General features: G+C 32.1%; 22 protein-coding genes. 18 read left to right on the top strand and 4 right to left on the bottom strand.

Annotated elements, in window-relative coordinates:
• The first annotated feature begins 33 nt into the window (after positions 1–33).
• The 9 genes from AC37UB_RS09190 (at position 34) to AC37UB_RS09150 (ending at position 8,202) form a co-directional block, all read left to right on the top strand.
• Positions 34–2,505: a hypothetical protein gene (locus tag AC37UB_RS09190; RefSeq protein WP_490685634.1), complete on the top strand. Its 2,472-nt coding sequence runs from the start codon at positions 34–36 to the stop codon at positions 2,503–2,505.
• 22 nt (positions 2,506–2,527) lie between these two features.
• Entirely contained in the window at positions 2,528–2,878 is a 351-nt protein-coding gene (locus tag AC37UB_RS09185; RefSeq protein WP_241699641.1) for an EF2685/EF0750 family sortase-dependent surface protein, read from the top strand.
• Complete coding sequence (locus AC37UB_RS09180) at positions 2,875–3,675, top strand: WxL domain-containing protein (RefSeq protein ID WP_490685633.1); 801 nt, start codon at positions 2,875–2,877, stop codon at positions 3,673–3,675. The genes AC37UB_RS09185 and AC37UB_RS09180 overlap by 4 nt, the downstream gene beginning before the upstream one ends.
• Before the next feature lie 28 nt (positions 3,676–3,703).
• Complete coding sequence (locus tag AC37UB_RS09175) at positions 3,704–4,603, top strand: WxL domain-containing protein (protein WP_241699639.1); 900 nt, start codon at positions 3,704–3,706, stop codon at positions 4,601–4,603.
• 97 nt (positions 4,604–4,700) lie between these two features.
• A complete protein-coding gene (locus AC37UB_RS09170; protein WP_241699638.1) occupies positions 4,701–5,783 on the top strand; it encodes a WxLIP family cell surface protein in 1,083 nt (360 codons plus the stop codon).
• Positions 5,784–5,795: 12 nt separating this feature from the next.
• Positions 5,796–6,449, top strand: coding sequence for a hypothetical protein (locus AC37UB_RS09165; protein ID WP_241699637.1), 654 nt, complete (start codon positions 5,796–5,798; stop codon positions 6,447–6,449).
• An 18-nt stretch (positions 6,450–6,467) separates the two neighbouring features.
• Positions 6,468–6,998, top strand: a complete 531-nt coding sequence (gene lepB / locus AC37UB_RS09160; RefSeq protein WP_241699636.1) for a signal peptidase I — start codon at positions 6,468–6,470, stop codon at positions 6,996–6,998.
• A 120-nt stretch (positions 6,999–7,118) separates the two neighbouring features.
• On the top strand, positions 7,119–7,568 hold the full coding sequence (locus AC37UB_RS09155; RefSeq protein ID WP_241699635.1) for a DUF3290 family protein: 450 nt from the start codon (positions 7,119–7,121) through the stop codon (positions 7,566–7,568).
• Positions 7,569–7,572: 4 nt separating this feature from the next.
• Positions 7,573–8,202: a DUF421 domain-containing protein gene (locus tag AC37UB_RS09150; protein WP_117973773.1), complete on the top strand. Its 630-nt coding sequence runs from the start codon at positions 7,573–7,575 to the stop codon at positions 8,200–8,202.
• 34 nt (positions 8,203–8,236) lie between these two features.
• Here AC37UB_RS09150 and AC37UB_RS09145 read toward each other — a convergent pair whose 3' ends face one another.
• The 4 genes from AC37UB_RS09145 to AC37UB_RS09130 form a co-directional block, all read right to left on the bottom strand.
• The gene (locus tag AC37UB_RS09145) at positions 8,237–9,859 is read right to left on the bottom strand and encodes an ABC-F family ATP-binding cassette domain-containing protein (protein WP_241699634.1); all 1,623 of its coding nucleotides are present in this window, start codon (positions 9,857–9,859) and stop codon (positions 8,237–8,239) included.
• Between the two features lie 130 nt (positions 9,860–9,989).
• Positions 9,990–10,976 carry a polyprenyl synthetase family protein gene (locus tag AC37UB_RS09140; protein ID WP_117973776.1) on the bottom strand — a complete coding sequence of 329 codons (987 nt, stop codon included), beginning with the start codon at positions 10,974–10,976 and terminating at the stop codon, positions 9,990–9,992.
• Positions 10,977–10,987: 11 nt separating this feature from the next.
• On the bottom strand, positions 10,988–11,527 hold the full coding sequence (locus AC37UB_RS09135; protein WP_117973778.1) for a Gx transporter family protein: 540 nt from the start codon (positions 11,525–11,527) through the stop codon (positions 10,988–10,990).
• Positions 11,528–11,642: 115 nt separating this feature from the next.
• Positions 11,643–13,556, bottom strand: a complete 1,914-nt coding sequence (locus AC37UB_RS09130; protein WP_490685632.1) for an FAD-dependent oxidoreductase — start codon at positions 13,554–13,556, stop codon at positions 11,643–11,645.
• Positions 13,557–13,853: 297 nt separating this feature from the next.
• Here AC37UB_RS09130 and AC37UB_RS09125 point away from each other — a divergent pair, with 297 nt between their 5' ends.
• The 9 genes from AC37UB_RS09125 (at position 13,854) to AC37UB_RS09085 (ending at position 23,317) form a co-directional block, all read left to right on the top strand.
• On the top strand, positions 13,854–14,405 hold the full coding sequence (locus AC37UB_RS09125) for an FMN-binding protein (RefSeq protein ID WP_117973782.1): 552 nt from the start codon (positions 13,854–13,856) through the stop codon (positions 14,403–14,405).
• Positions 14,406–14,492: 87 nt separating this feature from the next.
• Entirely contained in the window at positions 14,493–15,587 is a 1,095-nt protein-coding gene (locus tag AC37UB_RS09120; RefSeq protein WP_117973784.1) for an FAD:protein FMN transferase, read from the top strand.
• 18 nt (positions 15,588–15,605) lie between these two features.
• On the top strand, positions 15,606–16,550 hold the full coding sequence (gene menA, locus AC37UB_RS09115) for a 1,4-dihydroxy-2-naphthoate polyprenyltransferase (protein ID WP_241699633.1): 945 nt from the start codon (positions 15,606–15,608) through the stop codon (positions 16,548–16,550).
• Between the two features lie 453 nt (positions 16,551–17,003).
• On the top strand, positions 17,004–18,476 hold the full coding sequence (locus AC37UB_RS09110) for an LPXTG cell wall anchor domain-containing protein (protein WP_490685631.1): 1,473 nt from the start codon (positions 17,004–17,006) through the stop codon (positions 18,474–18,476).
• Between the two features lie 21 nt (positions 18,477–18,497).
• The gene (locus AC37UB_RS09105) at positions 18,498–18,872 is read left to right on the top strand and encodes a hypothetical protein (RefSeq protein WP_242093948.1); all 375 of its coding nucleotides are present in this window, start codon (positions 18,498–18,500) and stop codon (positions 18,870–18,872) included.
• Positions 18,873–18,997: 125 nt separating this feature from the next.
• The gene (locus tag AC37UB_RS09100; protein WP_241699670.1) at positions 18,998–19,999 is read left to right on the top strand and encodes a LacI family DNA-binding transcriptional regulator; all 1,002 of its coding nucleotides are present in this window, start codon (positions 18,998–19,000) and stop codon (positions 19,997–19,999) included.
• Between the two features lie 120 nt (positions 20,000–20,119).
• Positions 20,120–21,421 carry a pyrimidine-nucleoside phosphorylase gene (locus AC37UB_RS09095; protein ID WP_117973795.1) on the top strand — a complete coding sequence of 434 codons (1,302 nt, stop codon included), beginning with the start codon at positions 20,120–20,122 and terminating at the stop codon, positions 21,419–21,421.
• A gap of 350 nt (positions 21,422–21,771) precedes the next feature.
• The gene (locus AC37UB_RS09090; RefSeq protein ID WP_370448245.1) at positions 21,772–22,170 is read left to right on the top strand and encodes a cytidine deaminase; all 399 of its coding nucleotides are present in this window, start codon (positions 21,772–21,774) and stop codon (positions 22,168–22,170) included.
• 37 nt (positions 22,171–22,207) lie between these two features.
• Complete coding sequence (locus AC37UB_RS09085; protein ID WP_117973800.1) at positions 22,208–23,317, top strand: BMP family lipoprotein; 1,110 nt, start codon at positions 22,208–22,210, stop codon at positions 23,315–23,317.
• The last annotated feature ends 117 nt before the right edge of the window (positions 23,318–23,434 follow it).

Raw genomic sequence — 23,434 nt, 5'->3', positions numbered from 1 at the left:
AAATTAGTTATATCAAGTAAGAGGTGGGGGTTAATGAAAAAGAATAAAATAGTATTATTTTTATTGACTTGTTTATTATTTTTATTTGTAACTGATTATAGAGTACTAGCTGTGAATAAATTGGTTGATAATCCTAACGTTACATTAGTGAGGCCAGGTTTAGAAAGATCAGTGGAGATTAATGGTAAGTATAATTTCTCAATGCAATTAATAAATGGGAAAGATGAGAATACGAAAACAACATATAGACCAAAAGGAAATACAGTGTTTTCAGGGAGAAATCCACAAATAGAAAATAGACCTTATAACGAAGCTTTTCCTGGAAGTAAGTCTCAAATTTATTATTTTCAGTCTGGAAAATCCGAAGAACAGTCAGTATATGTATCTAACGTAGGGTTTTACCAAGGTCGATCTGTTGATGTGAAATGGGTAATAGATGAGTTGTATCTAGATATTCCAGGTAGCGTGTTTCGTTTTTTTGCTGTTGATCCTTCTGAACAACATCTGAGTGGTTCGAAATATTATATTCCTTCAGTGGATACAAAAGCTGAATGGGGAGATATATTTATGTCAATAGGATCTGGGTTAGGTAATAAACATACCAATATACCAAATAAAATAATACCCAGATATCCTTTTACATCAGGTAAAGATTATATTGACTATCATTATGAATTTTATGATTCGTTAACTAAAGAAAAAATAGAAATTGTTGGTTTATGGAATGTGTCAAATTTAAATAAACTAAAAACTTTAGAGGTGTATAGTCCACTAAATGATTTGTCTAAGTATTATACTTATTCAAATTATAATGCTTATCCAAATAAATATACGAATAATATTGAGTATAACTATCTTTATAATAATATATTACAGTTTTCTAACTCTGAACCTACAATGAGCAAATATGAAACATCGTTTACAGGCTTATTCGAACGAACGAATACTTTAAAATTTCGTCTTAGTATGAATGATCAGACTATGGGATTAGATTATTTAAGGCAAGCTATACCTCGGGTGGCACCAAGTATCCAAACAGTTATAGGTAGAGTAAATAATGCGACTCATGATCAAGAAAATTATAGAGATGTCTATTATGATATTATTTTTGGTGTAGGAAATAATAGTATAGATAAGAGAACTGATAAATTATCCATAGAGACGACAGCTCCAGATGGCTATAACATAGACCCATCACAGATAAAGGTATATAACGTTGCTGAAAACAGTGAAGAAGTGGATAATAATATTTCATATACGGTTACATTGAATCCTGAAAATAAAGAGAAAGCGACTGTAACTTTTAACGATACTAAAAGCGCAGAATTTAATAACGGACAATATAAAATTTCAGTAGTGGCTACACCTAATGAGTCATTTAACTTATCAAATAATGGTTATCTTATTAAAGAAGATGATAAATTTAATGGATATATGCATTTTGACTTAGCGACAACTGCAGTAATGACGTATACACACTATGCAAGTAATAATATTGATACGAAACAATATTCATATAAAGTCGATGATCGATCAATTGCTAAGACTAACTATGAAGGAATGCCAACAGGTGAAGCAAAACAAAATGTGCCATTAGAGTATGGAAAAAGTATTTTAAGTCAATACCCTGATGCTTCTGAACTATTAGAAGAAGGGTATCAAACATCTATTGATACCAATAATATAGCGAAAGATACTCCTATCAAGGCAGATTATGTCAATAAGGATAAATTACCAGATACTACAAAATTGATGCCTGGTACAAAATTAAAAGTTCCTATTCGTTTAACATCAAAACTGGGTGTCACAACAGATGTAGATGCAACATTAGTTGTTAAAGAAGCTAAAAGTCGATTAACTGTTAACATTGTAAATGAAGCAGATGAATTGATTGATAAAGTAGAATTAAATGACTATTTGATTAATCAAGCAGTTGATTTAACAGCTATCAAAGAAGTAACATCCGTATTAGACAAATATACCACTAATGGTGGGTATACTATTATCGAAAGACCAAATGATGAAACTAATTTATTATTAAACAGTGTAAAGATGAGTGTAACTTATAAATTAAAAGGAAATTTATTGATTGAATCAGCTCCTAGATTGTTTGATTATGGTGAAATCAAAACTTCAGTTGATAATGTACATATAAGACAAGCTAAAAATTTAGATGAACAGCCACCTTTAAAAATTGTTGATAATCGTTCAAATAAGTCAACTGGTTGGAATTTAAAATTAAAAATGGTTAAATCTTTTACGAATGATGGAACAGAGTTACCTAATATTATGGAGTATAGGTTAAGTTCTTCCGATAGCTTTAATGTCACCTCAGATGCAATGACAGCATATCATAGTAAAGCAGGGGGAGATTATACCTTAAGTGATGACTGGAAAAAATATGATACAGGTTTAGGTTTGATTATTGAGCCTGGACAGGTTAAAAAATTAGGTCATTACACGAGTGAAATGGAATGGGACTTAATGCCAGGTGAGGAACCATGAAGCTAGTGGAAGGGGTGACGGAATGAAACACGTTATAAAACATGTATTTTTAGTTTTTAGTCTTGTTTATGTTATGAGTTTTTGTTCATCTATATCCTTTTTAGCTGCTGAACCTGATACCGATTCTGAAGTAACGCATGGTAGGATAATTTTTTATGAAGATGTTGAAACGAGTTCTTCAACATCAAATAAGGATAACCATCCGACACGATCTAATTCTAATCAGTATCCTGTAAGTAATAAAAAAGCAACAAAAGGACTCCTACCTCAAACGAGTGATTATTGCTCTTATTTTCCTACAGCTATTGGTTTAATACTAATATTAGGAGTTGTTATTATGTATAGAACCAAATGGAGAGTGAGAGTAGTATGATATATCGACAATTACTGAATCATGGATTCTATTTATTTATTATATTGATATCTAGTATTTTATTATCAGGTAATACTGTTTTAGCAGTATCACAGACGGTTAATCCAAATGCTAGTACAGAAGTTATCGATAATGGAATTACGCCACCAGTTGATCCTGAAAATCCACCAACGGAGGTTGATCCCAATCAACCATCTAAACAACCTAAAGGTAGTCTGCGTTTAGATTTTGTTTCTAATTTAGATTTTGGACGCGTTAGAATTGGTAATCATAAGGAAGTTAATGCTAAAGCACAATTTTTTAAGCAAGGTACTGAGCCTAGGGGAAGTTATATTCAACTTACAGATGTCCGAAGTGAAAGTACAGGATGGACTTTGATGATGGAGCAAAAAAACCAATTTAAAACTGCTGATGGACAGGAACTTTCTGGAGCTGTATTATCATTTGATCATGCATGGGCGAATGCTAGTCATAAAACAGAAGAAATTATGCCGCAAGTAACTAGAGAAACTTTATCTTTAGTACCCGGTGAATCAGCTATTGTCGCTCAAGCAGAAAAAAATAAAGGGTGGGGCGTCTGGACAGTTGAATTTGGTGCATCACAAAATAATAAAGATGGACAAAAATCAACATTGTATCCCTTGATTGATAGTAATAATCAACCGCTTATCAACCCCGAATGGAATAAACCAGACTTTGGAAATAGAGCTATTTCACTATCCATTCCGGATAAGACAACTATTTTACCAAAGGAATATAATACGGAGATAATTTGGACTATTGCCAAATTGCCTTAATAGATAAATATAAATGGAGGAATATATAATGAAAAACAAGGTTTTAGGAACAATTTTATTATCAACTTTACTATTAAGTAGTGCGGTTAGTGTTAGTGCTGCAACTGCAGACACAGTTAAGTCATCTGGTTCAGTAACGGTCGATGAAGGTTCTATCAAACCAACAGATCCAGATAAACCAGGTGATGGAGGAAATGATAAAGACCCTGAAAAACCAACAGATCCAGTGATTCCGGATGTTGATCCAAAGGATCCAGGTAATGGTGGATTTACACCAGGTAATCCAGATGGTGGAGCGTTGACTCTTTTAGGTGCATCAAACTTGAAATTTGGAACTATTAATATTAGTTCAAATAATATTCAAAAATATGCAGCACCAGCGAAAGTATTGGGTGCTACTCAAGATCCAACAACGGGAGCATTAACTCCTACTGGTACTAATAAAACAGTTGGTAACTATGTTCAATTTGGTGATATCCGCTCAGAACAAACTGGTTATACTTTAACTGCTCAATTAACTAAACAATTTACATTATATGATAAAGATGGAAAAACTCCACTAGGTACTTTAGATAATGCTTCTATAAACTATACTAATGGAATTTTAACTCATGAAGATGGTGCAAATATTACTGGTGGGGTTGATGGATTAGATTTAACTTCTACTATGGAATTAGTTCAAGATTCAGGTACAGCTCAACAAGTTGTTAACTTACCTTCTGGAAAAGCACCAGCTAAAGGTATCTTATCTGTTGAATATGGACAAACTAAAGATTACGATGACAAATACACAGTTAAAGGTACAGCTCAAAAAGAAACAGAAGATAAATCTATTGCGTTAAAAGTTCCTTCTAGAACAGCTACTAATATGAAAAAAGGAAACTATCTAGCAGAGATTACTTGGACTTTAACAGATGGCCAACCTTAATTATTAGACATAAAACTTAATATTGTGCAAAATAGGTTGATATATTTTATCAACCTATTTTGTGTTAATAAAATACATTGATAGAAAGGTTATTTTTATGAAAAAAAATAAAATTAGCAGCATATGGTTATTATTTATTATTATTTTTTGTATTTTTGGTTTTGGTAAAACGATAAGTATCGCAGAAGATAATATAGGAACAGCTGGTTTTTCATTCAGTATTAATTATCCAGATAATCAACTATCAGATAAAGGTTATCTAGACCTCTTAATGAAACCTAATCAAAAGTCATCTTTTACTCTTAATTTAGTCAATCCTTCTTCTGAAGATGTTAATGTTGATATTAGCATTACAGGTGCAAAAACGAATAAAAATGGTGTGATTGAATACACGCCAAATGATATCAAAAACGATGATTCTTTAAAATTTCCATTTGAAAAAATTGTGACTGGTCCTAATCAAGTATTATTGAAACCTGGTGAAACAAAAGAAGTCAAATTCGATATAGTGATGCCAGATAGTGATTTTGACGGTCAAATAGTCGGTGGTATTTCTATGATACGAAGTACTAAAGATGATAAAAATGAAAAAGTGGAAGGAACGCAAATTAAAAATAGATATCGTTATGTAGCACCAGTGGTGTTACAGGTTAACAAAAACGAAGTTTTACCTAAATTAGAATTCCGTAATATTTACCCAGAACAGTTAAATGCAAAAAATACTATATTTATTAATTATTCTAACATTAGTGCGACTTTCTTCAATGATATGTCAGTAGAAGTTAGCATTTCGAAAAAAGGGAAGGATACTGTTTTATATCAAACAAGAAAAAATAATATGAGAATGGCTCCTAATTCATTAATTAACTTTCCTGTAAGCATGCAAGGAGAGAAGATGGAGCCAGGAAATTATACTGCTAATATTACGGTAAAAGGAGATAAAGGTATTATAGAGCATTGGAAAGAGGATTTTAAGATTTCAAAAGATGAAGCAGATAAATATAATGAACGAGATGTTGGTTTATACGAGGAACGAAAAATTAATTGGAAACTCATTATTATAATTACTTTATCAGTGATTCTCTTAGTTATTATTATTTATTTTATTTTAACAAAAATAAATAATAAAAAGAAATCTAGAAATTTATCACGTAAAAAAAATAAAAAAAAGAGTAAATAGGAGTATTGAATAATGAATATAATTGAAATATTGTTTATTTGTTTGATTTCTCTTTCTATTGTGTTTCTAGCTTTTTCATTACTTAATACAATAATTTACTTCATCAATAAAAAAAAGATATTATCTCTTAATAAAAAAAAGCGTCATAAAAAAAAATATCGAAAACAATTACGTCAATTATCAAAAAATCAAGCTCGTTATTTAAAAAGAGCGTTAGTTCTGTTTTTTATATCTGTTATCGTAATGAGTGGATACTTTTTGACTAAAAATTATGTTGAAAAACACTTATTTTCGAAAGATTTAGAAATAGTAATGTCGGGTTATTTTTTAGTAGATAATTATGAAAAAAGTGTAGCTCAAGCAAAAAAATCTGAAGGTAAAAAAGAAGAGGTAACTAAAAAGATAACTGATAACTCTAATCGAATGGCTTCTTACATGACTGAAACGCCTAGTGATATGTTATCTGTAGATGGTCAGCGATTATTAAATAAATATTATAAAAGTTTATCAGAAGTCGGAATGAATACAGTTCCCATTATACAACAACTTTATGGAAATGAAGAGTTATCAAATGAATGTATTCAAAATTTAAATATAGTCAAAGAAAATCAAAAAGCTGTTTTTAATTATTTTAATATTGATGAAAGTAGAATACATAAAAAATAAGTGTAAGGGTTGAAGTATATGATAAAAAAGTATATAACACGACTGTCTTATCGGCGTTTATTCCTATCTGTTTTGATTACTGTTATATCTTTACTATGCTTTTCTCAGTTATTTTATAGAGTTTCAATTGTATCGGATAATCGAATGGCTCCTACACTAAAAAAAAAAGATGTGGTATTAGTAAAAAAAAAGATGAGATTACAACGTTTTGATATAGTATTATGTCAAATAAATAGTCAGTTGATATTTTTACGTATAATAGGATTACCAGAAGAATTTATATCTTATTCTGATGATGTATTATATGTTAATGGTAGTTCACTTGAAGAACCTTTTCTTATTAATAAATCAGTTTATAAACATGATAATAATCAATTATATACTGATTCGTTTACGTTGAGTGCTTTTGGAGAGCTTAATAGTATACCTCGTGATGAGTATTTATTATTAGGTGACAATAGACCATATAGCAATGATAGTAGGTATTATGGTCTCATTCATCGTGACGACATTAAGGGGAAATTAGTCACTATTATTCATACTAAATAAAGATGAGACGATTTAAATGTTGCGATTTAAATCGTCTTTTATATATATATTACATGTGTTTATCAGTTAATAAAGATAGTATAATAAATATTATTATCATTAATTAGGGAGTTGGGCTAAATGGAGTTTTTTACCTATAATTATTTTGTTAATCAGTCTAGTAATAGCCATATTTATCAATATTTATTAGTTATATTAATTTTATTGATAGTACTATTGCTTATTTTAAGACGGTCTAAAAATAAAAGTCGATTAAAATATCGTGATTTAATTATTTTATTGTCTTTATTACTAGTTTTTTTAATTGGAATACAAACAAATGATTATCAAAAGGGGAAAGCTGAAAAAGGGAACTATTCTCAAATGTTATTCTTTTTAGATGCTGTTAGTAAAAAGAAATTAGTTGATCCTGAGACAATTAGTGTTAATTATAAGTATTTAAAAGATGAAATGGTATTAAAAATCAATAATAAATATTATCAAGTGAATTTTAATAGTGATTTTACGACATTTAAGTTAGAAGATACAGTATTAGTAAATGATGAATCAATAAAAGTAACGGGGAAGTGATGACATGAAGGAATATTTGGATATAGGAATAAAACTAGCTATTGGGATTATTACGTTAATTTTTCAAATGAATTTATTAGGAAAAGCTAATTTAGCACCAACCTCTCCTCTTGATCAATTACAGAACTTTGTTTTAGGGGGTATTATAGGTGGGATGATCTATAATGCACAAATATCAATCTTACAATATTTTTTAGTGTTGGTGATGTGGACATTTTTGGTGACGTTATTTAAGTACCTTAAGGAAAATGTCGCTCTTGTGAAGAAAATGATAGATGGTTATCCTACAACATTAATTAAAAATGGTAAAGTATTAGTTGATGAGTGTACAAAACATGGCATTTCTGCTACAGATTTAATGTTTAAACTAAGAACCTCTAATGTTTATGAAACACGTTCGGTAAAACGTGCAATCCAAGAACAGAATGGTCAGCTGACTATTATTTTATATGGCGAAGAAAATGTTAAATACCCTATAATTACGAATGGATACATTAATCAGGAGGTATTAGAAATGATTGAACGAGATGAATCTTGGTTATTTAATGAATTAAATAAACAAGAAGCTGAAGTTCAAAATGTTTACTTAGGTGAATGGGTGAATGGTGAGTTAATCCTTAGTTTATATGATTAAAAAAATGAGTTATGCAAAAGCATAACTCATTTTTTTATTTGAATATCTTTTTTAATTGTTCTTTCACAGTAGGATTTTCTAAAAACTCATCATACGTGGTCTCAGCACGATCAATTACTCCTTGATCAGAAACAGCAATGATACGATTTGCAGTTGTTTGGATAAATTGATGGTCATGAGAAGCAAATAAAATGGACCCACTAAAGGAAATTAAGCCATCATTTAGTGCTGTGATTGATTCTAAGTCCAAATGATTTGTAGGATCATCTAACACTAGTACATTTGATTTAGAAAGCATTAATTTAGAAAGCATACAACGTACTTTTTCTCCCCCAGATAACACATTAACAGGTTTTAATACGTCTTCACCTGAGAAAAGCATACGTCCTAAGAAACTGCGTAAAAATGTATTATCATTTTCTTCTTTTGACGCATATTGGCGTAACCAATCAACGATAGTCATATCATTGTTGAATTCTTCTGTTGTATCCTTAGGCAGGTAAGCTTGAGATGTTGTGACACCCCAACGAACAGAACCAGTATCTGGCTCCATTTCCCCCATAATAATTTTGAAAAGAACAGTCGTTGCGATATCATCTTTTGCAATAAAGGCTACTTTATCATCTTTTCTTAATGTGAATGAGATATTGTCTAGAATTTTCTTCCCATCAATTGTTTTTGACACATTTTCAACTTGCAATAAGTCATTGCCAATTTCACGTTCTGGATTAAATCCTACAAATGGGTAACGACGTGATGATGGTTGGATATCATCTAGTTCAATTTTATCTAACATTTTTTTACGAGAGGTCGCTTGTTTAGATTTAGAGGCATTGGCACTAAATCTTGCGATAAAGGCTTGTAATTCTTTGACTTTTTCTTCTTTTTTCGCATTTTGGTCAGCTTGAAGTCTAGCAGCTAACTGACTAGACTCTAACCAGAAATCATAGTTCCCAACGTATAGCTTAATTTTTCCGAAATCTAAATCAGCCATATGTGTACATACTTTATTTAGAAAGTGGCGGTCATGGGAAACCGTAATAACAGTATTGTCAAAGTTGATTAAAAATTCTTCTAACCATGCGATAGACTCTCTATCAAGACCATTTGTTGGCTCATCTAGTAGTAATACATCGGGTTGGCCAAATAAAGCTTGAGCAAGTAACACTTTCACTTTTTGTCCAGCTGTTAATTCTGACATTTTTAGATTATGTAAGTCTTCTGTAATATTTAATCCTTGGAGTAAGCTAGCAGCTTCAGGTTCAGCTTCCCAACCATTTAATTCCGCAAATTCCCCTTCAAGTTCAGCTGCTTTAATCCCATCTTCATCAGAAAAATCTTCTTTCATATAGATAGCATTTTTTTCTTGCATGACTTCATATAGACGTTTATGTCCCATAATAACAGTGTCTATAACCGTTTCATCTTCGTAGTCAAAATGATTTTGTTTAAGTGTTGCTAATCGTTCATCTGGTCCTAGTGCAACATAACCAGTTGATGGCTCAATTTCATTTGAAAGTATCTTTAAGAAAGTTGACTTTCCAGCACCGTTTGCACCAATTAATCCATAACAATTTCCTGGTGTGAATTTTATATTTACATCGTCGAATAGTTTTCTATCCGGGAATTGTAAACTTACATCTGAAACAGTAATCAAAATAAATCCCTCACTTTTTCGTTATTAGTGTTGTTGTAATGTCTATCGTATCTCCCCGATTATATCGGGTTTAAACACTTGGTGCAACCATATGAATAAAAAGAACCTTAATCTGTTGCTAGATTAAGGTTTAAAACGTTCGTTGTAAAATAGATTTCGTGATTTCGTAGATGGTTTCTTTGGTCTGTTGTTGATTATTTGGTAATGATTGGATAGTGGCTAGTGCTCTGTTAGTATAGTGAGAAGCTAAGTCATAGGCCTTCTCAACACCATGACATTCAATGACTAACTCATGGATCCGTTTTGCATCCTCTTGCGTCATGTTTTCTTTTTTACTTAATATTGGTTCAAAAAGAAGCGGGTGCTCAGCAATGCTACATATCAGAGGTAAGCTGTAAACACCTTGACGAACATCTTCTAAAACAGGCTTACCAAGTGTTTCTTCATTTTGTGAATAATCTAAAATATCATCCACAATTTGAAAGGCTAAACCGATGTCTTTACCAATTTCACGGCATTTATTTGACAGTTTTTTTCCACCACCGTTTTCATAACAACCGACAAAACAACTTAAGGCAAATAGTTCAGCTGTTTTACCTGTAATATTGGCCAAATAATCATCAATTGTGACATTCATATTATATCGTTCACTCATTTGTCCTAATTCACCAAGTAGTACTTTTTCCATACTAGTTGTATTGAGTTCAATACTTTTTAGAGAACTTTGATATTGAATTAATAATTTAAAACAAATAATAAAAAGGTAATCCCCAGAATAAACTGCAACATCCGTGCTAAAGGTTGAATTTATTGTTGCTGTGCCACGTCTTGTATCAGCTACGTCGACAATATCATCATGAATAAGAGTAGCCGTATGTAAGGTTTCTATTGCAGCAGATAGAGCGATGGTTTTCTTTTTATCTATTTTTGTACCAAATTCAGCAAATAATAGTAGATACGCAGGACGTAATAATTTACCGCCAGAATGAAAAATAGCTAATATAGCCTCTTCGACTTCTTTATTAGGTAGTGAGATAGAATCTGAAATGAGATTAAGTGTTTTTTGTAAATCTTTTTTTAAGGACGGATATGACGTCCACATAGCATGAGGTTCCATCAATAGTCTCCTTATTTTAGAGTGTGTTTATCATAAGCTAATTGAAATTCTTGAAGTGTTTTAACATGTAGCATTAAATAATTTGCAGCAATACCAATGGCAATTCCAGCTAAAATCCCAATCCATGACAGAATGGGGAGGTATAACATGACCGTCCATGATTTAGCAATCCAACTTGCCACAATTAATTGTCCTACATTATGTAAAAATCCACCACATGCACTAATCCCAATAGTGCTAATACGTTTTGGCCCTAGTTGTTTTAGGAAGATCATTCCAAAATAACTTAGAAAAGCACCGGCAGCACTATACATTAAAGTGGAAACTGTTCCTCCGAGTAGTGTGGTTAGAAATAGTCTTAAAACCACTAATGTGAAACTATCTTTCATAGGCATCGTAAAAATCGCAATGATGGTGATTAAATTAGCTAATCCTAATTTTGCTCCTGGAGCAAAGGCAAAAGGGAAGGGGATCATATTTTCAAGTAGTCCTATGATAACACCTTGAGCAACAAGTAACGCAATATAGATAATTTTTTTATTTTTGGACATGATTATTCTCCTATCATAGTGAGAATACTATCAATTTATTCATTGTGCAATACTTTGAATAAAAAGAAAGTTCTAGAAAATAATTTCTAGAACTTTCTTATGACGTATTTTAGGTTTATGATTTTTCTCCGTATCGAGATTTTACATCTCCATACCACCAATTACCTAATTTACGTTGGATCCATGGTATAACCCATTTGTCTAATCCAAAGGCACGTCCTGAACCATTCATTAAGGCGAATGCTACGAATAAGAACCAAATATTTACCCAGTAGAACATTCCTGATAAACAAAACATTATAACTAAAACAATAGTGGTTGCATTTGCTAACCAAGTAAATAATCCAACGATAATCGCAAGAGCTAGAGCCACTTCAAATAATGTCATAAATTTTTGCATAAATAAAGCAACTTCAGTATTTGGCATCATGGATTTCATAATAGAGCCAAACCAGTCAGGCATTGATTTAAAGACAAGCATTGGTTCTTCACCAAAGGCATAACTTAATCCAAACGTTGGATCAGCAGTAGCAGTAGTTGCAGCAGCATCAGCGGCTTGAGAAGCACCTGATGTTGCATCAGCCGGTTGTAACCATTCAAACGGAAACGCAACAGTGTTGGTGAACCATGAGCCATCACCAAACCACGTACTTGGTTGTAATACTTTACCATTACCAATGACTTTTTTCATGGCTTCAACTAACCAAACACATCCGTAGAATACGCGTAATGGAACAGACCATAACACATTACTATTACGTGACGTATGCCCTCTGAAAACATTTCGTTCATCTTTAATTCGGAAAAATTCATGCATAATATATTGGAACATATAATAGCCTGAGCGAATATCAAAGAAGTATCTTAAGTTAATAATATGTTTCATCAACATTGCAAAGAATCCACTTAAATGGAATTTATCAAAGACACATGCAACAGCATACTTAGAACCAATGGATACCATGAAGCCATCATATTTTCCTTTATAAGCTTGTTTTTCAGTGCCGTTGATAGTAGCTAAAATATTTTTTGCTGCACACAGACCTGTTTGTTCAGCAGCTTGAACGATTTGTGGTGTTGGACGGTTTTCTTTGTCAGATTCTTCAAAGTAAACTAAATCTCCAACCACATAAATTCCTTTATCTTCAAATCCTTTTGCTTGCATGTATTCGTTTGAAAGCAAACGATTAGCACGAGCAGCAGGCATATCAAATTTTTCAGCGTCACTGTTTGCCTTGACACCAGCAGTCCAAATTAATGTGTGTGTTGGAATTTTTTCACCAGATTTTAACACGATGTGATCGTGGTTTACTTCAACGATTGGCATATCTTTTAAGATGCTAACGCCTTTTTTTGTTAGATATTTTTCAGCTTTAGCCGCATCATTACGATCTAGCATGTTTAAAATCGTTGGTGCTGCTTCGACAACCATTAAGTTAATGTCTTCTGGTTTAATTTTGTTGTTTTTAGCTAATCTATCTTTCCAGTCGATTAATTCACCGACCATCTCGATACCGGTAAATCCAGAACCACAAACAACAAAATTCAACATGGCGTTACGTTTGGCTTCATCAGGTTCAACTGCCGCTAAAGCAACGGTACGCTCGATGTGTTCTCTGATTTTAATGGCATCATCCATTGACCATAATGTAAACCCGTGTTCTTTCACACCAGGTGTACCAAAGTCATTAGGTTCTCCCCCCATACCTAATACTAGGTAGTCAAAAGAATAAGAACCTTGTTGTGTTTTCACCACTTTTTTCTCTTTATCAATCGTTGTGACAGTATCTGTTACAATACTTACATTTTTACGTTTACAAAATAAGCGTTGTAGATCATATTGGATTGCTTCAGGTTCAACACGTCCTCCGGCAACCTCATGTAATTCTGTCATCATTGTTTGATAGGAATGACGATCAATCAATGTGATATGAGCATCTGGATTTTTTTTCAATTTTTTTGATAACATCTTTGTGGCAGCTATCCCAGAATAACCTGCTCCGACAACTACTATTTCAGTTTTTGTCATAAAATACTCTCCTTTATTTATGTAACATATTTTGTGAATTGTGTAGAACAATAGCAAATAATAATTACGTGAAAAACTTTACACAATTACTTACAATTATACAGTTTTTCAAAATAAAAGTCTAACAAATATTTGATTTTATTGAAAATAGAGGGAATTAAGAGTAAGATTAGAAAAATGTGAAAAATGTGAAAAAATGAATAAAGTTGTTAAATGGCATTGCTATTTAAGTTACTATGTTATAAAATGACAAGTGATTAGAAGTTCACAAAGAATATAAAAAGGCGGGTTATTCATATGAAAATTAAAAAATTAGTATCAGGTGTTACAATGTTAGCTTTAACAACAGTATTATTAGCAGCTTGTGGTGGGGATAAAAAAGATGATACAGCTGCTTCATCAAGTACAGAAGCATCAAGTTCAGTTGTAGCTAAAGATTCATCATCAACAGAAGAATCATCAATGACAATTGGTGAATTAAAAGATGGAGAATATAAATTAGAAGAAAAAAATTATAACAATGGTTACCGTGTTGTATTTACTATTGTGGTAAAAGATGGCAAAATTACTGAATCTAACTATGATAATGTAAATGAAGCAGGGAAATCAAAAGTTGACGATGCTGAATACAACAAAAAAATGGAAGAAGTGACAAAAACGTCACCAAAAAAATACATTCCTGAGTTAAACAAAGCATTATTAGAAAAACAAAACCCTTCAGATATTGATACAATTACTGGGGCAACTCACTCAACAGATAGTTTCAAAGAATATGCAAAACAGTTAATTGAAGCAGCTGAAAAAGGTGATACTAAAACAATTGAAATTGATAATCAAGTAGAAAAATAAGGTTGAGTTTTGTTAAAATAATGAGTGGCAAGCTATTAAGTTTGCCACTATTTTTATTTTTAATAACTTATGGTGAGGAAAATAGATATGAAAAGAAAATTAACTACGAGTATTTTATTCTTAGCATTGACCAGTCTCTTAGTGGCAGGTTGTTCAGATAAAAAAACAGAAAAAAGTACTGATACCAAACAAGAAAAACTCGTTAAAGAACCCTATTCTGAAAGACAATTTTTAATGGGAACTTATGTACAAGTAAAAATATATAACAAAGGTAAAGAAGATGTCTTAAAAAAAGCATTTGATCGCATTGGTGTATTAGATAGAGAAATTACGGTTAATGAAAAAGGATCAGAAGTGGATGACATCAATGAACAAGCTGGTATAAAACCAGTAAAGGTCAGCTCGGATGTGTATGAGTTGATTAAGTCAGCTTTAAATTATACAAAAGATTCTAATGGTGGGTTTGATTTAGCTATTGGGCCAATTACTCAACTTTGGCATATTGGATTTGATGATGCGAGAAAGCCAGAACAAAGTGAAATCAATCAAGAATTGAAAAAAGTTGATTATAAAAAGGTTATACTAAATGATAAAGAACAAACCGTTTATTTAGAAGAAAAAGGGATGAGCTTAGATTTAGGAGCCATTGCTAAAGGGTATATTACAGACGAAGTAGTCGATGTTTTAAAAGAAAATGGCGTGACAAGTGCTATTGTCGATTTAGGTGGCAATGTCTATGTGTTAGGTGATAACCCTAAAAGCGAATCTGGCAACTGGAAAGTCGGTATTCAAGATCCTAACGAAGCGAGAAATACCGTTGTCGGAACTGTTGAGGAAAAAAACAAATCACTTGTCACATCCGGAATTTATGAACGTTATTTAAAAGTTGGAGATGATGTATATCATCATTTGTTTAACTCAAAAACAGGTTATCCATTTGATAATGATATTGCAGGTGTGACGATTGTTTCAGATACTTCTATTGCAGGGGATGCTCTGTCAACAGCAGTTTTTTCTAAAGGTGTTAAAGAAGGAATGGACTATGTTGATAGTTTAGATGGAGTGGATGCCATCTTTATTACAAAAGAAGATGATATTTATATTAGCAAGGGATTACAAGGTAATTTCAAATTAAATGAAGACTCTCCTTATAAAGTAAAAGATATTAAAGAGTTGAAATAGATTTAAAAAAGGAGAGGGTTGTTTATGTCAATATTTTTTGAATTGGTGGAAATTCGCACAAAATTAGCGAGTGTTTTTCCTTATTTTATTGGATTGCTATTTTCTTTATACTATTTTGGTCAAGTTAATTGGTTTAATATGTGTTTGTTTTTTATCGGAATGTTTGTATTTGATATGGCAACAACGGCCATCAATAATTTAATGGATTATTTAAAAGCAAAAGATGATAGCTATCAACAATCAACTAATATTATCGGAAAAGCTGGGTTGGGAGTGTCAAAAGTTCGAAATATGATTATTGCGATGATTACTTTCTCAAGTATTATTGGGTTGTGGCTTGTAGTTCGGACTAGTTTGTTACTATTGCCTATGGGTGGACTATGTTTTTTGATTGGTATCTTTTACACCTTTGGACCAGTCCCGCTATCAAGAATGCCACTGGGAGAGCTATTTAGTGGTGTCACAATGGGATTTGGGATATTTTTTATCACATTGTATTTAAACATATATGATACAGGATTTTTATCACTTAATTTTGCTAATGGTCAGTTCATGTTATCAGGCAATATTAAGGAGTTAATCGTCAGTGTATGGGCATCTATTCCTATGATGTTTACTATAGCTAATATTATGCTAGCCAATAATTTATGTGATTTAGATCAAGATATTTTAAATCATCGTTACACATTGCCCTTTTATATAGGTAGAAAACAAGGTGTGTATCTGTTTGATTTGTTGATGTATGGTTGCTATATTTTGATTATACTAAGTGTTTTAGTTGGAATTTACCACTGGAGTATGTTAGTTGTGTTATTAACCTTTCCTATAATTAAAAAGAATGTGTCATTATTCAACCAAAAACAAGAAAAAGCAACCACTTTTTCTGTGGCAATCAAGAATTTAGTATTGTTTAATGGATCGCAGATGATTGGTTTACTGCTGGGGTTATTATTAAGAAAATAGATTAAAAGCATTTTATAGTGGTTTTACATGGAAGTAAAGCGATTATAAAATGCTTTTTTAGTCTGTAGACTTAAAATAAGTCTGTTATAGAAAAAATATCAAGAAATTAGTTGATGATTTTATAATCTATCAGTAATTTTGAATACTATTAGATTACTTAATAATATTTAAACTTAGTGTTATTAATCATGAATCTGTTGCTCTTTTTTTATATCACCATAAGATAATAAACAAATAATAAACAAATAATAAGCAAATAATAAAACAATAATATACAATAAATAAATATAAAGCATAAAAAAACTGTTTTTATTTAATAAACTATCGTTTTTTATTTTAAAAAAGATAAAAAATAACTATAAATAACACAAAATATTGAACTTTAGTTATAAAGTGATATAATACTAGTGTATTATTATAATATATAAGAAAAAATTAGGAGAGATTAATCACATGAAAAAAGTTAAATTAACAACAGCAACATTAGCGTTACTAGCAGGGACCGCAATGGCTCCGATAATTACAAATGCTGTCACTGTTGATCCATCGGAACAAGCAGCTAAAAAAGATTGGAATACTGAATCTGCTAAGGAAGGAAAAGCTTCTGAAGCTGCAGGACAAGATGCATGGGAACAAGCAGCTAAAGAAGATGCAGCTAAAAAAGATTGGAATACTGAATCTGCTAAGGAAGGAAAAGCTTCTGAAGCTGCAGGACAAGATGCATGGGAACAAGCAGCTAAAGAAGATGCAGCTAAAAAAGATTGGAATACTGAATCTGCTAAGGAAGGAAAAGTTTCTGAAGCTGCAGGACAAGATGCATGGGAACAAGCAGCTAAAGAAGATGCAGCTAAAAAAGATTGGAATACTGAATCTGCTAAGGAAGGAAAAGCTTCTGAAGCTGCAGGACAAGATGCATGGGAACAAGTAGCTAAAGAAGATGCAGCTAAAAAAGATTGGAATACTGAATCTGCTAAAGCAGGAAAAGCTGAAGAAGATGCGCATGGAGATGCATGGGAAGAAATGGCTAATTTAGAAAATGCCAAAAACCAAGCATTTAAAGAATTACAAGATAAAGTTAATAATGGTGAAATTGATTATCTAGACGGTTTAGGGTTAACTGATAAAATTACTGGTGCTAAAACGATTAAGGCATTACAAGATCTAGGGTTTTTAGCAGAAAAAAATAATGATAAACCAGTAAGTGAAGATTGGGATACACCAACAGCAGAAGAAGGAAAATCTGCAGAAGACGCACACAAAGATGCATGGGAAGAAGCAACAAAACCATCAACACCAAGTGAAGATTGGAATACACCAACAGCAGAAGAAGGAAAATCTGCAGAAGACGCACACAAAGATGCATGGGAAGAAGCAACAAAACCATCAACACCAAGTGAAGATTGGAATACACCAACAGCAGAAGAAGGAAAATCTGCAGAAGACGCACACAAAGATGCATGGGAAGAAGCAACAAAACCATCAACACCAAGTGAAGATTGGAATACACCAACAGCAGAAGAAGGAAAAACTACAGAAGATGCACACAAAGATGCATGGGAAAATGAAGCTAATGATGCATTAAAAGACTCTTCTAAAAAAGATGACGAAGTAAAAGATTCTTCTAAAAAAGATGACGAAGTAAAAGATTCTTCTAAAAAAGATGACGAAGTAAAAGATTCTTCTAAAAAAGATGACGGAGTAAAAGACTCTTCTAAAAAAGATGGCGAAGTAAAAGATTCTTCTAAAAAAGATGACGGAGTAAAAGACTCTTCTAAAAAAGTGGCAACAAAAACAATAGAAAAAAATGAGGTGAAGAATAATGAAAAAACTTTACCACAAACAAATGAAAAAATGAATATGGGATTAGTGATTGGCGGAATTTCATCAGCTTTAGCATCAGCTTTCATGTTCTTTAGAAGAAAATAATTTAATAAGGTTGTTAATTGCATGGGGATGAGAAGAGAAAGACGGTTACAAGAAACTACTTCTAAAAAAAAGAAAATTATAAAAATTATTATTATTCTCTTATTCATAGTATTTAGTGTATTTTATGCTAAATCAAAGATAAGTAAAACTATAACAAAAGAACCGTCAACTTCATATAATGTTAATAGTTCTGACATTGTTGAAGGTAAAAAAGTCCGAGACGCAATGAGTGCAATGAGAGATTTATATGAAGAGGGGTCCCCAAAAAAGTTAAAAGATAATTTGGATATGGAAACCTTAAAAAAAGTAAAAAAAAGTGTCGATAAATTAGACAATGGCAAATTAAAAGATCAATTGATGAATCAATTGAACCAAATAAGGGAACAAATTAATTGATTGAATTTACTTTTAAAGGAATAGTATACTGACTATTCCTTTTTTTATATATTTTTATTATTTTCACTATTTATTTATGATTTACTTTGATATGATAAAAGTGTCGATAAATTGAGGTGAAATACATGAAAATAACCATTAAAGAAATTGCTGCTATCACTGGTGTTTCTACTACGACTGTTTCTCAAATATTAAATAACAAAGGACAGCGATTTAGTGAGGAAACGCGTCTAAGAGTTTTGAAAGCGGTTGATGAATACGATTACATACCGGATTATTTTGCTAAAAATATGATTCATAGAGAATCGAAAACAGTTGGGATGATTGTTCCAGATGTGACAGATTTATTTTTCTCAAAGGTGATTGAAGGTGTTGAAGCATATTTTAATAAAAAAGATTATATGATTTTATTATGTAATTCAAGACATTCAGCAAGGAAAGAAAAAGATTATATAAAACAGTTACAAAATAGATCTGTTGCTGGTATCTTATTAGCAAGTCCAAATTCGTTAAAGTTAGAGAGTGATTTAAAAGGAAGTCCATATATTTTAATTGATAGGGGGCTTAATACGAGAACAGAGGGAAATCTGTTAGTAAAAGAATATAGTGGTGTTTATCAAGCTATTCAACATTTGATTGATAATGGACATAATAGAATTGGTATGTTGACAAATGAATCTGGTTATTATGAAATGACAGAGCGATTTGATGCGTATTATCAATGTCTAAAAGATAATAATATTGAATATAATCCTGACTTTATTGCAGACGGTCCTGTAACGATAGAGGGTGGATACTTTGCAGCTAAAGCATTACTTGAAAAACAATTTATCACGGCATTATGTTGTGGAAATGATCAAATGGCAGTGGGAGCTTACAGAGCAGCCTATGAATTAGGTATATCTATTCCAAAAGATTTATCGGTGGTAGGATTTGATGACTTAGAACTCTCAGCTTTTTTAAATCCACCATTAACGACAGTAAAACAACCGGCTTTTGATATTGGTTATACAGCCGCCCAATATTTATTGCAAGAAATTGAGCACCCTAATGAAAGTATTCCTAACAAAACGTTCGAAACCACGTTTGTTGAACGAGGTAGCACAACATCTATTGACAAAACATGAAAACGTGTTAAAATTTAATTGTAAGCGCTATTAGTTTAATATTACAATGAGTAAACCGATTTACTCAAGTAAATTAGTTATAGTAAATCGGTTTACTTAATGGGAATTGAGGAACACATAATGAGAATGGTAGATTTAATAAAGAAGAAACGAGACGGTTTAGCTTTATCAAAAGATGAGATTGAATTTATTATTAATACCTATACTACAGGTGATGTAACGGATTATCAAATGAGTGCTCTTTTAATGGCAATATATTTTAATGATATGACAGATGAGGAAATTACATGGATGACTACAGCAATGAGTAAGTCAGGAGATATGATTGATTTATCAGCAATTCATGGTATAAAAGTAGACAAACATTCAACTGGTGGAGTAGGAGACACAACAACATTAGTATTAGCTCCTTTGGTGGCATCGGTTGGAGCAAAAGTAGCTAAAATGAGTGGTCGAGGATTAGGTCACACAGGTGGTACAATTGATAAATTAGAAGCGATTCCTGGGTTTAAAGTAGAATTAGAAAATGATGAATTTATAAAATTTGTAAATGAAAGTAATGTAGCAGTCACTGGTCAATCAGGTGATTTAGCCCCAGCAGATAAAAAGATTTATGCATTACGAGATGTGACAGCAACGGTGGACTCTATTCCACTAATTGCTAGTTCTATCATGAGTAAAAAGATTGCTTCTGGAGCGGATGCAATCGTTTTAGATGTGACCACTGGTGATGGTGCATTCATGAAGAGTTTAGAAGATGCGGAAAGACTTGCCCATACAATGGTAAGAATTGGTCATTTAGCTAATCGACAAACAATGGCAATTATTTCTGATATGTCACAACCTTTGGGAAATGCGATTGGGAATGCTAATGAGATAAAAGAAGCAATTGATGCATTAAAAGGTGAGGGACCAGAAGATTTAATGGAAATGGTCTATACACTTGGAAGTCAAATGGTTGTTCTAGCAGAAAAAGCGTCTACTTTAGAAGAAGCACGACAATTATTAGAAAACAGCATAACAAGTGGCGCGGCTGCGGATAAATTTAAAGAAATGATCCGTAATCAAGGTGGAGATGATTCTGTTGTTGATTTTCCTGAAAAATTACCACGAGCAAACTATATTATAGAAGTTCCAGCTAAAAAAACGGGTGTTGTTTCTAAAATAGTTGCAGACAAAATTGGTGTTGCAGCGATGCTTTTAGGAGCCGGTAGAAGAACAAAAGAAGAAAGCATAGACTATGCAGTTGGGTTGATTTTAAATAGAAAAGTAGGCGAAACAGTTTTTGAAGGAGAATCTTTAGTAACTATTCAATCAAATCGAGAAAATGTAGAAGATGTCTTAAAAGTTATTTATGACAGTATTGAGATTGGAGAGGTAGGAGAAGAACCTATCTTAATTCATAAAATTATAACCGAATAATAAAAAATATTGATAAAAAAATGTTCATATTATTCTAATGAATATTGATAAATTCTCTTAAAAATAGTATCTTTAATTTTAGAAGTAATATAAATGATTAAAGTCTTTTTTACCTAATTTATTATAAAATAACAGTGATTTATAACTTTACTCGTCTATTAAGTAATGTTAACAAAGTAAGAGTTTTCAAATGAGAAGTCAGATTAAGTAATTAAATATAACAGAATTGGTATAGTTATGATAGGTTGGTAAAAGAGATGTTTCTTATCAAAAAGAGGGGGCGGGCGATATCAAAATAAGCTGATAAAGTCTTTGGGTTGATGTTCGTAGGTAATAAAGATAGGAGATATATTATGACAGTAAACAAAAATTGGATTGACCATGCAACACATGCGTATCATCAAGCATATGTTCCTTATTCTGAATTTCCTGTAGGCGCTGCTCTTGTGACTAAGTCAGGAAAAGTGTATGAAGGATGCAATATTGAAAATGCATCATTTGGGTTAACAAACTGTGCAGAAAGAACAGCCATTTTTAAAGCTATCTCAGAAGGTGAAAAAGAATTTGAGCATTTAGTGGTTATTGGTAATACGAAAGAACCAATTTCTCCTTGTGGGGCATGTAGACAAGTTTTAGTCGAATTTTGTAAGCCAGATATGCCAATTACATTATGTAATTTAAATGGTGATACAAAAGAAACAACAATGCAAGAGCTACTTCCTTATTCATTTGTCGAAGTAGAAAAATAACTATCAACTAAAAATTATAAGCGGAGGTTTTTCAAAAATGAAAAAATCAACAAAAATTGGTGCAGGACTATTAGTTATGGGATTAGCAGTGACGTTAACAGCTTGTGGGGGAAATAAAGCAGGTGGTAACGTTGGTGGAAAAACAACTTCAGGTGAAAAACCAGATCAAACAGTTCATACAGCAGCAATTGTAACTGACGTTGGTGGTGTGGATGATAAATCGTTTAACCAAGGTGCTTGGGAAGGTTTGAAAGAGTGGGGAGAAGCTAACAAACTTGAAAAAGGTGCTAATGGTTATGATTACTTCCAATCAACAGATGCCTCTCAATATACAACAAATATTGATCAAGCTGTCGCAAGTAAATTTGAAACTATTTTTGGGATTGGGTACTTATTAACAGATGCTATTTCAGCAGCAGCAGATCAAAATAAAGACACACAATTTGGTATCGTAGACTCAGTTATTGAGGGAAAAGATAATGTGGTATCTTTAACATTTAAGGATAATGAAGCAGCTTACTTGGCAGGGATTGCAGCAGCGTATTCTACTAAAACAGATAAAGTTGGATTTGTTGGAGGAGAAGAAGGGGCAGTTATTGACCGTTTTGAAGCAGGATTTGTTAAAGGTGTTGAAGATGGAGCAAAAGAATTAGATAAAAAAATTAAAGTAGACGTTCAATATGCAGCATCATTTGGTGACCCTGCTAAAGGTAAAGCTTTAGCTGCCAATATGTACCAAAACGGTGTGGATATTATTTACCATGCTTCAGGTGGTACTGGTGCAGGAGTCTTCCAAGAAGCTAAAGACTTAAATGAAAAACAATCAGCAGACAAACGTGTTTGGGTGATTGGTGTAGATAGAGATCAAGAAGAAGATGGTAACTACAAAGACAAAGATGGTAAAGAAGAAAACTTCACCTTAACATCAAGTATTAAAGGTGTGGGAACTGCTGTTAAAGACGTAACTGAAAAAGCTCAAAAAGGTGAATTCCCTGGTGGAGACGTATTAGTTTATGGTCTTAAAGAAGGCGGAGTTGATTTATCTAAAGGGCATTTAGATCAAAAAGCAATTGATGCAGTAGAAAAAGCTCGTAAAGAAGTTATTGATGGAAAAGTAGAAGTTCCAGAAAAACCAGCTAAAAAATAAAAATTGTTGAAAAGTTGTTGATAGAAAACTTTATGGGAAACGTTCAAAATAAACTGAATAACTTTTCCATAAAGTTTTTCTTTTAGGCTTTAAAGGAATGGGAAAAGTAAGTTTTCT

The organism is Vagococcus changpingensis, from assembly GCF_058211775.1.
This window is presented reverse-complemented; position numbering and strand designations above follow the sequence as displayed.